Raw genomic sequence first — 15713 nt, forward strand, 5'->3', positions numbered from 1 at the left:
CCGAGCTGCTGGCTGCGGCGGCCGGCGGCGGTGCGCCGTCCGATCAGGAAGGCCACCACCGCGATGATGATGACCAAGATGGTGTAGCCCATGCCGCTCCCCCGTTTTCTTGCGTACGCCGACGTGTATGAACCTGGATCAATTCAACCAGCTTTTTGACTAAATGTCGGCTTTGCTACGCGTATGGGCATAAAAATTCCCCGTCACTCCTTGCGGAGTCACGGGGAATTTTTTGAACTTAGACCTCGCGGTCTAGAACATCATCCAGGTATTTACTTGGTGATGTTGGTGACGCGACCCGAACCAACGGTGCGGCCACCCTCGCGGATAGCGAAGCCCAGGCCTTCTTCCATGGCGATCGGCTGGATCAGCTCAACCGACATTTCGGTGTTGTCGCCCGGCATAACCATCTCGGTGCCTTCCGGCAGGGTGATGACGCCGGTGACGTCGGTGGTGCGGAAGTAGAACTGCGGACGGTAGTTCGAGTAGAACGGGTTGTGGCGGCCGCCTTCATCCTTGGACAGGATGTAGACGTTGGCCTCGAAGTTGGTGTGCGGGGTGATCGAACCCGGCTTCACAACAACCTGACCGCGTTCCACGTCTTCGCGCTTCAGACCGCGAAGCAGCAGACCACAGTTCTCGCCTGCCCAGGCCTCGTCGAGCTGCTTGTGGAACATCTCGATACCGGTAACGGTGGTCTTCTGGATCGGGCGGATGCCAACGATCTCAACTTCCGAGTTGATGGCCAGGGTGCCACGCTCGGCGCGGCCGGTCACCACGGTACCGCGACCGGTGATGGTGAAGACGTCCTCGATCGGCATCAGGAACGGCTTGTCACGGTCACGCACCGGATCCGGGATGAAGGTGTCAACGGCATCCATCAGTCTTCGATGGCCTTGGTCCACTCCGGGTCCCTTCCAGAGCCTTCAGGCCCGAAACGCGGACAACCGGGGCGTCGTCACCGTCGAAGCCTGCGAGGACAGAAGTTCGCGAACTTCCATCTCCACCAGCTCGAGCAGTTCTTCGTCCTCGACCATGTCGGACTTGTTCAGTGCGACCAGCAGGGTCGGAACGCCAACCTGGCGAGCCAGCAGAACGTGCTCGCGGGTCTGAGCCATCGGACCGTCGGTAGCGGCAACCACCAGGATTGCGCCGTCCATCTGGGCGGCACCGGTGATCATGTTCTTCACGTAGTCAGCGTGGCCCGGGGCGTCGACGTGTGCGTAGTGACGCTTCTCGGTCTGGTACTCGACGTGCGAGATGTTGATGGTAATACCGCGCTGGCGCTCTTCCGGTGCGGAGTCAACGCTAGCGAAGTCGCGCTGCTCGTTCAGATCCGGGTACTTGTCAGCAAGCACCTTGGAAATGGCAGCCGTCAAAGTGGTCTTACCGTGGTCAACGTGACCGATGGTGCCAATGTTGACGTGCGGCTTAGTCCGCTCGAACTTTGCCTTTGCCACAGGTTCCTCCTAGAAACATTTCAGAAGACGTATTTCCGTCTGCGCGGTTCGCAAACGAAACTGGAATCAGTCTACTGGGGGCATGGATAAATATGGAAATTTCGGTCCTCTGCGGGATCCGGTTGTGATGGATCCCTCGTTGGCCGTTTGCGAGGCCGGTTTCAATGGCTTTGGAACCGGCCTCGCGATCGGCCACTCCCCCACACGGGCGGGGTCACGGCCAAGTGTTGGTGCCTGAGGCGATTACTCGCCGCGGGACTTCTGAATGATCTCGTCGGCCACGGCCTTCGGAACTTCAGCATAGGTCGAGAAGGTCATCGAGTACACCGCACGACCCTGGGTCTTCGAGCGCAGGTCACCGATGTACCGAACATCTCGGACAGCGGCACTGCGGCACGGATGACCTTGACGCCCGAGGCATCGGACATTTCCTGGATCGAGCCACGGCGGGAGTTCAGGTCGCCGATGACGTCGCCCATGTACTCTTCCGGGGTACGGACTTCGACGGCCATCACTGGTTCGAGCAGGATCGGGTTGGCGCGGCGTGCACCTTCCTTGAAGACCTGCGAACCGGCGATCTTGAACGCCATTTCCGAGGAGTCAACGTCGTGGTAGGCACCGTCGATCAGGGTGGCCTTCACGCCGACCATCGGGTAGCCGGCCAGGATGCCGAACTGCATGGCGTCCTGGATACCTGCGTCCACCGACGGGATGTACTCGCGCGGAACGCGGCCACCGGTGATGGCGTTCTTGAATTCGTAGCTGACGCCCTCAACGACCTCAAGCGGCTCGAAGGAGACCTGCACCTTCGCGAACTGGCCGGAACCACCGGTCTGCTTCTTGTGGGTGAAGTCGACCTTCTCCACAGCCTTCTTGATGGTTTCGCGGTAGGCCACCTGCGGCTTGCCGACGTTGGCTTCCACGCGGAATTCGCGCTTCATGCGGTCCACCAGGATGTCCAGGTGCAGCTCGCCCATGCCGCCGATTTCGGTCTGGCCGGTTTCCTCGTTCAGGGAAACGGTGAAGGTCGGGTCTTCCGCCGACAGCTTCTGGATAGCGGTCGACAGCTTCTCCTGGTCACCCTTGGTCTTGGGCTCGATGGCCACGAAGATCACCGGATCCGGGAAGGTCATCGATTCCAGAACGATCGGGTTGGCCGGATCGCACAGGGTGTCACCGGTGGTGGTGTCCTTCAGGCCGATCACGGCGTAGATGTGACCCGCGTGGATCTCATCAACCGGGTTCTCCTTGTTGGCGTGCATCTGGAACAGCTTGCCGATGCGCTCGCGCTTCTGCTTGGTGGAGTTCAGCAGCTGGGCGCCGGAGGCGACCTTGCCCGAGTACACGCGGATGAAGTTCAGCTGACCGAAGAACGGGTGGGCAGCGATCTTGAACGCCAGCGCGGAGAACGGTGCGTCCTCGCTCGGCTCGCGGGTCAGTTCGATGCTCTCGTCCTTGGGGTCGTGGCCAACCATGGCCTCGACGTCCAGCGGGGAGGGCAGGTAGTCGATGACCGCGTCGATCATCGGCTGCACGCCACGGTTCTTGAAGGCCGAGCCACAGAAGACCGGGTAGCTTCGCCCTTGACGGTCAGGGCGCGGATACCGGCCTTGATCTCTTCATTGCTCAGCTCTTCGCCTTCGAGGTACTTCTCCATGAGTTCCTCGGAGCCCTCGGCGACGTCCTCAACCAGCTTGTTGCGGTATTCCTCGGCACGCTCCTGCAGATCGGCAGGGATTTCCTGGATCTCGTAGTTGGCGCCCATGGTGACGTCACCCTTGGAGTCGCTTCCCAGACGAATGCCTTCATGGTCAGCAGGTCAACGACGCGACGAAGTCGGACTCGGAGCCGATCGGCAGCTGCATGACCAGCGGCTTGGCACCCAGGCGGTTGACGATGGTGTCCACGGTGAAGTAGAAGTCAGCGCCCAGCTTGTCCATCTTGTTGACGAAGCAGATACGCGGGACGTTGTACTTGTCGGCCTGGCGCCACACAGTCTCGGACTGCGGCTCCACGCCTTCCTTGCCGTCGAAGACGGCAACTGCGCCGTCGAGCACGCGCAGCGAACGTTCCACCTCAACGGTGAAGTCAACGTGGCCGGGGGTGTCGATGATGTTGATCTGGTTGTTGTTCCAGAAGCAAGTCACGGCCGCGGAGGTAATGGTGATACCGCGTTCCTTTTCCTGCTCCATCCAGTCGGTGGTGGCACCACCGTCGTGGGTCTCACCGAGCTTGTGGTTCACACCCGTGTAGAACAGGATGCGCTCAGTGGTGGTGGTCTTACCGGCATCGATGTGTGCCATGATACCGATATTGCGGACCTTGTTCAGGTCAGTAAGCACGTCCTGTGCCACGTTGTCTCCCTAAGAGCTGAGGCTTGGCATGGCCGGCGGCGGGTTCCCGCCGCCGGCGACGCCAGGCGATTCTTACCAGCGGTAGTGTGCGAAGGCCTTGTTGGACTCGGCCATCTTGTGAGTGTCTTCGCGACGCTTCACAGCGGCACCCAGACCGTTCGAGGCATCCAGAATCTCGTTCTGCAGGCGCTCGATCATGGTCTTCTCGCGACGAGCCTTGGAGTAGCCAACCAGCCAGCGCAGGGCCAGCGCGGTGGCGCGGCCCGGCTTGACCTCGACCGGCACCTGGTAGGTTGCGCCACCCACACGGCGGGAGCGAACCTCAAGGGCCGGACGGATGTTGTCCATGGCCTTCTTCAAGGTCGAAACGGCATCGGCGCCCGACTTGGCGGCGGCACCTTCCAGTGCACCGTAGACGATGCGCTCGGCGGTGGACTTCTTGCCACCGACCAGCACCTTGTTGATCAGCTGGGTGACCAACGGCGAGTCGTATACCGGATCAGAAACCAGTGGGCGCTTCGGCGCCGGACCCTTACGCGGCATTACTTACCATCCTTCTTTGCGCCGTAGCGGGAACGAGCCTGCTTACGATCCTTAACGCCCTGGGTATCCAGTGCACCACGAACAATCTTGTAGCGAACGCCCGGCAGGTCCTTCACACGACCACCGCGCACCAGCACGATGGAGTGTTCCTGCAGGTTGTGTCCGACACCCGGGATGTAGGCGGTCACTTCGACGCCGCCGGACAGGCGCACACGGGCAACCTTACGCAGAGCGGAGTTCGGCTTCTTAGGGGTGGTGGTGTACACACGGGTGCACACGCCACGACGCATGGGGTTGCCGCGCAGGGCAGGGGCCTTGCCCTTGTTTACCTGCGGCTGGCGGCCCTTACGGACCAGCTGCTGAATAGTAGGCACTTTCGTGTCCTTCCAATTTTCTAAAATTCTTCGGCGCCGCCGATCCATCGGATGACGGGTACTGCTGCGCTATCTGCTCGTTCCATCGCGCACTCAGCGAAAAGTCTCTAGGCGTGCGAAAGTGTGGCATTCGTTGCGCAACCTACCCGCAACCCGGACCGCGTCCATTTTGCCACACATAAAACAATTGTTACGAGTCTAGCATTAATCCTGCCAGCCCCGAAAATCCAGGATTCAAAGCCCACATGACCAGTTGATTGCCAGTTCGCAAACCCTTGTCCTGCAGGCGTTGAGCCCCGGAGTGTCTCACCTACTATTTTCGCATGCGCCCCACCGCCCAGCAATGGGATGTGCCTCACTATCATTCGGGATATCCGCGTGCCGGCAGTGGCGCCGGGCCGGTTCATCCCCGGCCATACCCTGCGGCGAGCGACTACCCTCGACTGACCTACTGACAGAGGCCGAACACGCCAACAAGGACGATGAGCGGCATACCGACCGAGGGACCCGGCTCAATACCGTTGCCGCGGGAGGACACCGAATGTACGGCTGGGAAAGCTTCCGATGAAGGGATGCGTGCTCGGGGAGGCGCGCGAGCACAGTGCCGCCTACCATGCCGCGTCGCCGGCCAGCATCCGCGGCGTGCCGGGTTGAATCGTCTAGCGGCCGGCAGTGTGCGGCCGTCCGCAAACCTCGGGAGGCAGCGCCACGCAAATCTGCACTCCACTCCCCTGGCTCCCCAAGGCCGCCTGTTGCACACCCAAGAGTCGTAATAGCACCGGGTGTAAATGCGACTAGTCGTGCTTTTTGTCCCGCTGATAATCGACAGTGGAGATCCCTCTACTGCCCGGGATCATGGCGTAAGCCGCTCGCTCACCGTCGGCTTCGCGCAACCCAGCCTTTCGCCTGCCTGCGCCGCGCCTGGGGCTAAGCTGACGGTACCTGGCAAAACCTAGAAGCACGGATGTCGCTCCTCGACCCGCTCACGGAGTTCGTGCCGATACACGCTAGCGTTGTGGTCATTTTCCGAAAGTGACTGCACAGGGCTGGACTTTGCGCAATAGTCCTATGTACTAACCTGCGCAGAAAATAAATGAGCGACCCCACTTGATGTTCATTGCTCGTCTGAGAGCGCGGTACACGGTCGATCTAGCCACCGAGAATAGTTCTCCAAGTTCTGTCGTTGTCCGGTTCCCAGCGCGATGCAGCTCTACTAGATGTGCTTCTTGCTTGATGGAAAGTCTGGGCGGCTTGCCGCGTAGTCTGCCTTTTATCCTTGCAACAGCCATGCCCTCACGCGTGCGTGCCCGGATCAGATCTGCCTCAAACTCGGCAACCATAGCCAGGACGTTGAACAGGAGCTTACCTACAGGGTCGATGGGGTCGAGGACTGATCCGCCGATGCTGAGCTACACCTCGCGGCCGGTGAGTTCATCAACGATGTCTTTCGCGTCGCGCAAGGATCGCGCCATCCGGTCAAGCTTCATCACCACCAACGTATCCCCAGCACGGCAAGCGGCCATCGCCTCGCTGAGACCGGACCGCGCCCTATTCGTGCCAGTGCGGCCTTGATCAGTGAAGATCTTCTCAGGAGCCACGCCCGAGACCATAAGCGCGTTCTTTAGGGCGGCGAGGTCTTGGTCGTTAGTGGATACGCGCGCGTACCCGATAAGGAGTCCGGTCATGATTGGGAGCGTCCCGTTTAGGGTGCCTCTACCGGGCATTTTCTCGGTCGGGTCATACGGGAGTCGGGCGGACCCGGAAACCTGCCAGTGTTGCCAGGACCCGAAGTTGTCCGCACTTGTACCGGTGAACGACCGGCTTGCGGGACGGCATGGGAGCATTGTGGAATGCTAATCTTTGACCTTCGTCCGCTACCAGCCGGACAAGTGGAATTGCATGATGCACGACGGAAACGCCGCTGGACCGTCGATCTAGAACCTTTCGAGACGGGGCCACTTCCGTCACCACCGCGCAGTACGCGCAACTGATGGGTACCAGCGAAACAGGCTCCCAGGAACCCGTGGTGGATATCAACTGGTTAGAAGCCATCCTGTTTTGCAACGCAGCGTCAATGAATGAAGGACTTGCCCCTGCATACATCATCGAAGCCGGTGAGGTGACTTGGCAGACCAACGCCTCTGGGTACCGCTTGCCCACGGAAGCCGAATGGGAATACGCCTGCCGCGCCGGCACAACGGGGCCACAATACGGCCCCCTCGATGCCATTGGGTGGACAGCAAATGACAAGGTAGAGAAACCGCAAGAAGTTGGTCAAAAACTACCCAATGCCTTCGGACTCCACGACACCCTTGGAAACGTATGGGAATGGTGTTGGGATCTACTCGATCCGGCCCGCTACGGAGAATACCGGATCTTCCGCGGGGGAGGTTTCGCTGATAAGTCGTGGAGCGTGCGGGCTTCGACGCGTCGGGGTGGTGCGCCCGGGATGAGCCACCCGGACCTTGGTCTGCGCGTGGCACGGGGTGTCTTCGATGACGCACAGGCAGCGCAAGGCTGGTCAGCCGATGCTGATTCTGAACGGGGAAAGATCACTGGCATGCTGCCATCGGGATGGACGCCCCGGCGATACTGAGACTGCCAAGCAGGCCAGCCCATGTACACGGCGGCGGGTGTCCCACAGAAGGTTCGCCTTGCGGACGGATCAGCCTAGTGCCGAGGACTGCAGACAAAAGTTCTGAGGACTTCGGAAACTGACAGGTGTCGTACTGCGGTCCCCTCCCCTGCCCCGCATCACTCCGGCAACGCGCTCGCTCTACGCACGGGTCACCCATCCGAGGGTTGCCGGATCCTGTTCACGGCTGAGCCACAGGGTTTGGTGTCCACCGCTGGGCAAAGTCCTTAACGGGCGAAGCCCGTCCCCACCGCAAAATAGCGGTGGGAACGGGCTTCGCCATCTGGAGCCGACGGGGCTGCTTCCGATTTAGCGGAAATCCTGCCCGGTGTCGTAGTCATCCATCGAGATGGCCTGGAACTCGGGCGAGAGCCCGCCGTCCAGTCCGTCGTCGTACAGGCCCGAGGAGAAGGCCGAGGTGCCGGTGAACAACGTGGCCTTGGCCTCGTCGGTCGGCTCCACGGTGACCTGGGTGTAGCGGTCCAGGCCGGTACCGGCCGGGATCAGCTTACCGATGATCACGTTCTCCTTCAGACCCAGCAGCGGATCTTCCTTGCCCTCCATGGCGGCCTGGGTCAGTACGCGGGTGGTCTCCTGGAAGGAGGCCGCGGACAGCCACGAGTCGGTCGCCAGCGAGGCCTTGGTGATGCCCATCATCTCGTCACGGCCGCTGCCGGACGCTTGCCCTCGGCCACGGCCTTGCGGTTCGCGGCGGTGAAGCGGGCACGGTCGGCCAGCACACCCGGCAGCAGGTCGGTCTCACCGGACTCAATGACGGTGATGCGACGCAGCATCTGGCGCACGATGACTTCCACGTGCTTGTCGTGGATGCCCACACCCTGGGACTGGTACACGTCCTGGACCTCGCGGACCAGGAACTTCTGGGCCTCACGCGGGCCGAGGACGCGAAGAACCTGCTTCGGGTCCAGGGTACCGCTGGTCAGCTGGGTACCGGCCTGCACGTGCTGGCCTTCCTCAACCTCCAGGCGCGCACGGCGCAGGATCGGGTAGGCCTGCTTCTCATCCCCGTTGTCCGGGGTGATGATCACGCGCAGCTGCTTCTCGTCGTCCTCGATCGACACGCGACCGGTGACTTCGGCCATCGGAGCCACACCCTTGGGGGTACGGGCTTCGAAGAGCTCCTGGATACGGGGCAGACCCTGGGTGATGTCATCAGCCGAGGCCACACCACCGGTGTGGAAGGTACGCATGGTCAGCTGGGTACCGGGTTCACCGATGGACTGTGCGGCGATGATGCCCACGGCCTCGCCGATGTCCACGGTCTTGCCGGTGGCCAGCGAACGGCCGTAGCAGTGTGCACAGGTTCCCACGGCCGAGTCACAGGTCAGCACGGAGCGTACGCGGATCTCATCCACGCCCGCGTCGTACAGCTTCTGGATCAGCACGTCGCCCACGTCCGAGCCGGCTTCGGCCAGCACGTTGCCCTCGGCGTCCTTGACGTCGGTGGCCAGCGTGCGGGTGTACGCCGAGTTCTCCACGGTGTCGTGCAGCTTGCGGAAGCCGGCGATGTCCTCGGCGATCGGCACGGTCAGGCCGCGGCGGGTGCCGCAGTCCTCCTCGCGCACGATGACGTCCTGGGACACGTCCACCAGACGACGGGTGAGGTAACCGGAGTTCGCGGTCTTCAGCGCGGTATCCGCCAGGCCCTTACGGGCACCGTGGGTCGCGATGAAGTACTCCAGCACCGACAGGCCCTCACGGTAGGAGGACTTGATCGGGCGAGGAATAATTTCACCCTTCGGGTTGGACACCAGGCCGCGGATACCGGCAATCTGGCGCAGTTGCAGCCAGTTACCACGGGCCTTGGAGGTCACCATGCGGTTAATGGTGTTCAGTTCCTCCATGCCTCCTTCATCGCGTCGGCGACCTCGTCGGTGGCCTTGGTCCAGATGTCAATCAGGTCCTGGCGACGTTCGGTGTCGGCGATCAGGCCCTTGTCGTAGGAGGCCTGCACCTTGCGGGCACGCTCCTCGTACGGGGCCAGGATGGCGGTCTTGTCCATGTTCGAGGTGATGTCCGAGATCGCCACGGTCACGCCCGAACGGGTTGCCCAGTGGAAACCGGCGTCCTTCAGGTTGTCCAGCGTCTCGGCGGCAATCACCTTCGGGTAGCGCTCGGCCAGGTCGTTGACGATCTCCGAAAGCGCGTCCTTGCCCGCCACCTTGGCAACCCACGGGTAGTCGGCCGGCAGGGTGTCGTTGAACAGCACCTGGCCCAGCGAGGAGTCGATCAGCGCCGGGGTGCCCTCTTCCCAGCCTTCCGGAGCAGGCTGCTCGGCGGACGGGACGAAGTTCTCCACGCGGATCTTGATCGGGGCGTTCAGGTGCAGGTCCCCACGGTCCATGGCCATGATGGCCTCGGCGACCGAGGTGAACACGCGCCCGGCACCCTTCTCCTGCTCACGCTTGGTGGTCAGGTGGTGCAGGCCGATGATCATATCCTGCGACGGCAGGGCGACCGGACGGCCGTCCGACGGCTTGAGGATGTTGTGCGAGGAGAGCATCAGGATGCGCGCCTCGGCCTGGGCCTCGGGGCTCAGCGGCAGGTGCACTGCCATCTGGTCGCCGTCGAAGTCCGCGTTGAACGCGGCACACACCAGCGGGTGCAGCTGCAGGGCCTTGCCTTCGACCAGCTGGGGTTCGAAGGCCTGGATGCCCAGGCGGTGCAGGGTGGGTGCACGGTTGAGCAGCACCGGGTGTTCGGTGATGATCTCTTCGAGCACGTCCCACACCTGCGGGCGGTAGCGCTCCACCATCCGCTTGGCGCTCTTGATGTTCTGCGCGTGGTTCAGGTCAACCAGGCGCTTCATCACGAACGGCTTGAACAGCTCCAGGGCCATCTGCTTGGGCAGACCGCACTGGTGCAGCTTCAGCTGCGGGCCGACCACGATGACCGAACGGCCCGAGTAGTCAACACGCTTACCCAGCAGGTTCTGGCGGAAGCGGCCCTGCTTGCCCTTGAGCATGTCGGACAGGGACTTCAGCGGGCGGTTGCCCGGACCGGTGACCGGGCGGCCACGGCGTCCGTTGTCGAACAGCGAGTCGACCGCTTCCTGCAGCATGCGCTTTTCGTTGTTCACGATGATCTCGGGGGCACCGAGATCCAGCAGGCGCTTGAGGCGGTTGTTGCGGTTGATCACACGACGGTACAGGTCGTTCAGATCCGAGGTGGCGAAGCGGCCACCGTCGAGCTGAACCATTGGGCGCAGCTCCGGCGGGATCACCGGAACGGCGTCCAGGACCATGCCCTCGGGTGAGTTGTCCGTGGTGAGGAACGCGTTGATGACGTTCAGGCGCTTCAGGGCACGGGTCTTCTTCTGGCCCTTGCCGTTGTCGATGATCTGCTTGAGGTTCTCGGCCTCGCCCTTCAGGTCGAAGGTGGCCAGGCGCTTCTGGATTGCCTCGGCACCCATCGAGCCCTCGAAGTACAGGCCGTACTTCTCGCGCATGATGCGGTACAGGCCCTCGTCACCTTCCAGGTCGGCGACCTTCAGGCCCTTGAAGCGCTCCCAGACGGCGCGCAGGCGCTCGGCCTCGGCCTTGGAACGCTTCTCGATCTGCTGAACGGTCTTCTCCGCGTTGGTGCGGGCCTTGTTCAGCTCGGCACCCTTGGCCCCGCCGGCCTCCAGGCGCTCCAGCTCGGCTTCCAGGTCCGCCAGCACGGCACGCTTGTCCGCTTCGGCGTTGTTGGCCAGCTGGCGCAGCTCCAGGTCGTGCTGGGCCTGCAGGTTCGGCATCTCGGCGTGGCGACGGTCTTCGTTCACGCTGGTGATCATGTAGCGGCGAAGTAGATGACCTTCTCCAGGTCCTTCGGCGCCAGATCCAGCAGGTAGCCCAAGCGCGAGGGAACGCCCTTGAAGTACCAGATGTGGGTGACCGGAGCGGCCAGCTCGATGTGGCCCATGCGCTCACGGCGCACGTTGGCGCGGGTCACCTCGACGCCGCAGCGCTCACAGATGATGCCCTTGAAGCGCACGCGCTTGTACTTGCCGCAGTAGCATTCCCAGTCGCGCGAGGGACCGAAGATCTTCTCGCAGAACAGGCCGTCCTTCTCGGGCTTCAGGGTGCGGTAGTTGATGGTTTCCGGCTTCTTGACCTCGCCGTAGCTCCAGGCGCGGATCTGTTCCGCGGTGGCAAGGCCGATGCGCATGAGGCCGAATGAGGAATCGCTGGACATATGGTCCTTATCTCTCTTCTCTGGTGTCTGAAGTCAGTACGTGATGGGTAAGTCGGTCTCACCGACCCGGCGCCGGGCACGCGGTGCGCGCCCCGGCGGCAGGCTGGTGGTTCCTAGACTTCCTCGACGGAGCTGGGCTCGGACCGCGAAAGGTCGATGCCCAGTTCTTCAGCGGCACGGAACGATTCCTCGTCCGATTCGCGCATCTCGATGGTGTTGCCGTCGGTACCAGTACCTCGACGTTCAGGCACAGCGATTGCATTTCCTTGATGAGCACCTTGAACGATTCCGGAACGCCTGGCTCCGGGATGTTCTCGCCCTTGACGATCGCCTCGTAGACCTTCACGCGACCGTGAATGTCATCGGACTTGATGGTCAACAGTTCCTGCAGGGTGTAAGCCGCACCGTAGGCCTCCAGGGCCCACACTTCCATTTCACCGAAGCGCTGGCCACCGAACTGGGCCTTACCGCCCAGCGGCTGCTGGGTGATCATGGAGTACGGGCCGGTGGAACGGGCGTGAATCTTGTCGTCCACCAGGTGGTGCAGCTTCAGGATGTACATGTAGCCCACGGAGATCGGATCCGGGAACGGTTCGCCGGAGCGGCCGTCGAACAGGCGGGCCTTGCCGGTGTTCTTCACCAGCTGCTGGCCGTCGCTGGTCGGGTTCACCGAATCCAGGATGCCGCGGATCTCCTCCTCGGAGGCACCGTCGAACACCGGGGTGGCCACGGTGGTCGAACCGGTCTGGCGCGGCAGGTTCGGCAGGTCCTTGACCCACTCCGGCTCGTTCTCGATGGTCCAGCCCTGCTTGGCGGCCCAGCCCAGGTGGATTTCCATGACCTGGCCGACGTTCATACGCCCGGGCACACCCAGCGGGTTCAGCACGACGTCCACCGGGGTGCCGTCCTCCAGGAACGGCATGTCCTCGATCGGCAGGATCTTGGAGATGACGCCCTTGTTGCCGTGACGCCCGGCGAGCTTGTCACCGTTGGTGATCTTGCGCTTCTGGGCACGTAGACGCGCACCAGCTGGTTCACGCCCGGGGAAAGGTCGTCGTCGTTGTCGCGATCGAAGATGCGCACGCCGATCACGGTGCCGGACTCGCCGTGCGGCACCTTCAGCGAGGTGTCACGCACTTCGCGGGACTTCTCACCGAAGATCGCGCGCAGCAGGCGCTCCTCGGGGGTCAGCTCGGTTTCACCTTCGGGGTCACGCGACCCACCAGGATGTCCCCGGCCTCGACCTCGGCGCCGATGTAGACGATGCCGCGGTCATCGAGCTGGGAGAGGATGTCCTCGGACACGTTGGGGATGTCACGGGTGATTTCCTCGGCACCCAGCTTGGTGTCGCGGGCGTCAACCTCGTGCTCCTCGATGTGGATCGAGGTCAGCACATCGTCGGAGACCATGCGCTGGGACAGGATGATGGCGTCCTCGAAGTTGTGGCCTTCCCAGGACATGAACGCGACCAGCAGGTTCTTGCCCAGGGCCAGCTCACCGGCGTCGGTCGAGGGACCGTCGGCGATGATCGACTGGTACTCCACGCGCTCGCCTTCGGAGACGCGCACGCGCTGGTTGTAGGCGTTGCCTGGTTGGAGCGGGCGAACTTCATGATCGGGTACATCGACTCGGTGCCGTCGTCGTTCATCACCACGACCAGGTCGGCCGAGACCTCGGTGACCACACCGGGCTTCTGCGCGACCACGGAGTCACCGGCGTCCACCGCGGCGTACTTCTCCATGCCGGTACCCACCAGTGGGGACTCGGAGGCCAGCAGCGGCACGGCCTGGCGCTGCATGTTGGCGCCCATCAGCGCGCGGTTGGCGTCGTCGTGCTCCAGGAACGGGATCAGGGCGGTGGCCACCGACACCATCTGGCGCGGGGAAACGTCCATGAAGGTCACTTCGCCCGGCTCAACGAGCACCGGCTCGCCGCCGCCGCCCTTTTCACGCACCAGCACGGTGTCCTCGGCAAAGTGACCGTCCTCGGTCAGCGGTGCGTTGGCCTGGGCGATGAAGTGCTGCAGCTCGTCATCGGCGGTGAGGTACTCGACCTGGTTGGTCACCACGCCGTCCACGACCTTGCGGTACGGGGTCTCGATGAAACCGAAGGCGTTGATGCGCCCGTAGGTTGCCAGCGAGCCGATCAGGCCGATGTTCGGGCCTTCCGGGGTTTCAATCGGGCACATGCGTCCGTAGTGCGAGGGGTGCACGTCTCGCACTTCCATGCCTGCGCGGTCACGCGACAGACCGCCCGGGCCCAGTGCCGAGAGGCGGCGCTTGTGGGTCAGGCCGGCCAGCGGGTTGTTCTGGTCCATGAACTGGGAGAGCTGCGAGGTTCCGAAGAACTCCTTGATCGCGGCCACCACCGGGCGGATGTTGATCAGGGTCTGCGGGGTGATCGCCTCCACGTCCTGGGTGGTCATGCGCTCACGCACCACGCGCTCCATGCGTGACAGGCCGGTGCGGACCTGGTTCTCGATCAGTTCGCCGACCGCGCGGATGCGGCGGTTGCCGAAGTGGTCGATGTCATCCACGGCGACCGGGACCTGAACGATCTCGCCCTCGCGGGTGCCTTCGATGGTGCGCTCACCGGCGTGCAGGGCAACCAGGAAGCGGATCATGGCGACGATGTCGTCGATGCTCAGCACCAGGCGCTTTCGGCGTTGACCGGGGTCTCCACGCCGAGCTTGCGGTTCAGCTTGTAGCGGCCGACCTTGGCCAGGTCGTAGCGCTTGGGCTCGAAGTACATGTTGCGCAGCAGGGCCTGGGCGGCTTCCACCGTCGGCGGCTCGCCCGGACGCAGCTTGCGGTAGATGTCCAGCAGGGCCTCGTTCTGGTCCTTGATGCTGTCCTTCTCCAGGGTGGCGCGCACCGAGTCGTACTGGCCGAATTCGGCCAGGATCTTCTCTTCGCTCCAGCCCAGGGCCTTGAGCAGCACGGTGACCGACTGCTTGCGCTTGCGGTCCAGGCGCACGCCGATCTGGTCGCGCTTGTCGATTTCCAGCTCGAACCAGGCACCACGCGACGGGATGATGCGTGCGGAGTAGATGGTCTTGTCACTGGTCTTGTCCGGGGCGGACTCGAAGTAGGCGCCCGGGGAACGCACCAGCTGGGAGACGACCACGCGCTCGGTACCGTTGATGATGAAGGTACCCTTGTCGGTCATCAGCGGGAAGTCGCCCATGAAGACGGTCTGCTGCTTGATTTCGCCGGTTTCATTGTTCATGAACTCGGCCTTGACGTACAGCGGGGCGGCGTAGGTGGCGTCACGGTCCTTGCACTCGGCGATCGAGTACTTCGGGTCGGCGAATTCCGGCTCCGAGAAGCTCAGGGACATGGTCTCCTGGAAGTCTTCAATCGGGGAGATCTCCTCAAAGATCTCGGCCAGTCCGCTGACGTCCGGCACACTGTTGTCACCGACGGACACGGCGGCGGCCAGGCGCTCCTGCCACCGCTCATTACCGATGAGCCGGTCAAAGCTCTCGGTCTGCAGTGCCAGCAGGTTCGGCACTTCAAGGGGTTCGTGAATCTTTGCAAAAGAAAGTCGGCCAGCGTACGCAGCGTCGCGAGCCGAACTAGCGGTTTGGTTGTTAGAGGTGCTCGAGGCGACCAAGATGGATCCTTCCACAGACCGTCAGGTTTCCGAAGCGTCCCGTTGTGCTAAGGTTCCTGCCAGTGGCTGGTACCCTCGTTACATACGAACCCACCGCTATATGAAGGTCGCATGCGCATACAGTCGGGGCGCAAATTTCCACTGTACCCCATGCGCGCAAGCTTGTCGATAGCAATTTTCCATTTTCGTGCTATAGTTCTGCGCCCGTTTCGCCCCCGGTGGCCCCCGGCCCGGATGAAGCGTTTCGGTTCCTAGTCAGCGCCCACACCGCCGGCGTTCTCGCGTCCCACGCTCCGCAGCGTCACCCATTTTCCTGTGGTGAAGTGCACATGGATTAGTCTTGTAGTGATAGAACATCACCCCAGTTTTCTGGTTGCTTTTCGAATGGAAGTGGTTGCCGTGTCCTCACCCCAAGATGCCGTGATCGTCGGCGGAGCCCGCACCCCCTTTACCCGTTTCAAGGGGGCCCTGGCCTCCCAGACCGCGGTCGACCTGGGGGCGGCGGCCATCGCCGGCGCCCTGGACAACGCCGGGG

General features: G+C 62.7%; 5 protein-coding genes and 8 pseudogenes. 2 read left to right on the forward strand and 11 right to left on the reverse strand.

Annotated features, from left to right (window positions below; all coding sequences use genetic code 11):
- Positions 1-272 precede the first annotated feature (272 nt).
- The 5 genes and pseudogenes from tuf to JCM19049_RS02260 form a co-directional block, all read right to left on the reverse strand.
- Positions 273-1460, reverse strand: a pseudogene (tuf, locus tag JCM19049_RS02240) (elongation factor Tu).
- 243 nt (positions 1461-1703) lie between these two features.
- A pseudogene (fusA, locus tag JCM19049_RS02245) lies at positions 1704-3814 on the reverse strand (elongation factor G).
- 72 nt (positions 3815-3886) lie between these two features.
- Positions 3887-4357, reverse strand: a complete 471-nt coding sequence (gene rpsG / locus JCM19049_RS02250) for a 30S ribosomal protein S7 (protein ID WP_054820669.1) — start codon at positions 4355-4357, stop codon at positions 3887-3889.
- Positions 4357-4731, reverse strand: coding sequence for a 30S ribosomal protein S12 (gene rpsL / locus JCM19049_RS02255; RefSeq protein WP_054820670.1), 375 nt, complete (start codon positions 4729-4731; stop codon positions 4357-4359). The genes rpsG and rpsL overlap by 1 nt, the downstream gene beginning before the upstream one ends.
- A 1073-nt stretch (positions 4732-5804) precedes the next feature.
- Positions 5805-6416, reverse strand: a pseudogene (locus JCM19049_RS02260) (recombinase family protein).
- 165 nt (positions 6417-6581) lie between these two features.
- Here JCM19049_RS02260 and JCM19049_RS18055 point away from each other — a divergent pair.
- A pseudogene (locus JCM19049_RS18055) lies at positions 6582-7327 on the forward strand (formylglycine-generating enzyme family protein).
- A gap of 348 nt (positions 7328-7675) precedes the next feature.
- Here the strand turns inward: JCM19049_RS18055 and JCM19049_RS02265 are convergent.
- The 6 genes and pseudogenes from JCM19049_RS02265 to JCM19049_RS23055 all read right to left on the reverse strand — a co-directional run bounded on the left by JCM19049_RS02265 (position 7676) and on the right by JCM19049_RS23055 (position 15076).
- Positions 7676-11563: pseudogene (locus tag JCM19049_RS02265) on the reverse strand (DNA-directed RNA polymerase subunit beta').
- A gap of 58 nt (positions 11564-11621) precedes the next feature.
- Positions 11622-12056 carry a hypothetical protein gene (locus JCM19049_RS23035; RefSeq protein WP_374700211.1) on the reverse strand — a complete coding sequence of 145 codons (435 nt, stop codon included), beginning with the start codon at positions 12054-12056 and terminating at the stop codon, positions 11622-11624.
- A gap of 24 nt (positions 12057-12080) precedes the next feature.
- A pseudogene (locus tag JCM19049_RS23040) lies at positions 12081-12700 on the reverse strand (DNA-directed RNA polymerase subunit beta); the annotation flags it as partial.
- A gap of 50 nt (positions 12701-12750) precedes the next feature.
- Positions 12751-13131 carry a hypothetical protein gene (locus JCM19049_RS23045; RefSeq protein WP_374700209.1) on the reverse strand — a complete coding sequence of 127 codons (381 nt, stop codon included), beginning with the start codon at positions 13129-13131 and terminating at the stop codon, positions 12751-12753.
- A gap of 374 nt (positions 13132-13505) precedes the next feature.
- Positions 13506-14186 (reverse strand): annotated as a pseudogene (locus JCM19049_RS23050) (DNA-directed RNA polymerase subunit beta); the annotation flags it as partial.
- Positions 14187-14206: 20 nt separating this feature from the next.
- The gene (locus JCM19049_RS23055) at positions 14207-15076 is read right to left on the reverse strand and encodes a hypothetical protein (protein ID WP_374700210.1); all 870 of its coding nucleotides are present in this window, start codon (positions 15074-15076) and stop codon (positions 14207-14209) included.
- Positions 15077-15562: 486 nt separating this feature from the next.
- On the opposite strand from JCM19049_RS23055, the pseudogene JCM19049_RS18060 reads away from it, so the two are divergent.
- Positions 15563-15713, forward strand: a pseudogene (locus tag JCM19049_RS18060) (acetyl-CoA C-acyltransferase); the annotation flags it as partial.

The sequence above is a fragment of the Arthrobacter sp. JCM 19049 genome, from assembly GCF_001310435.1.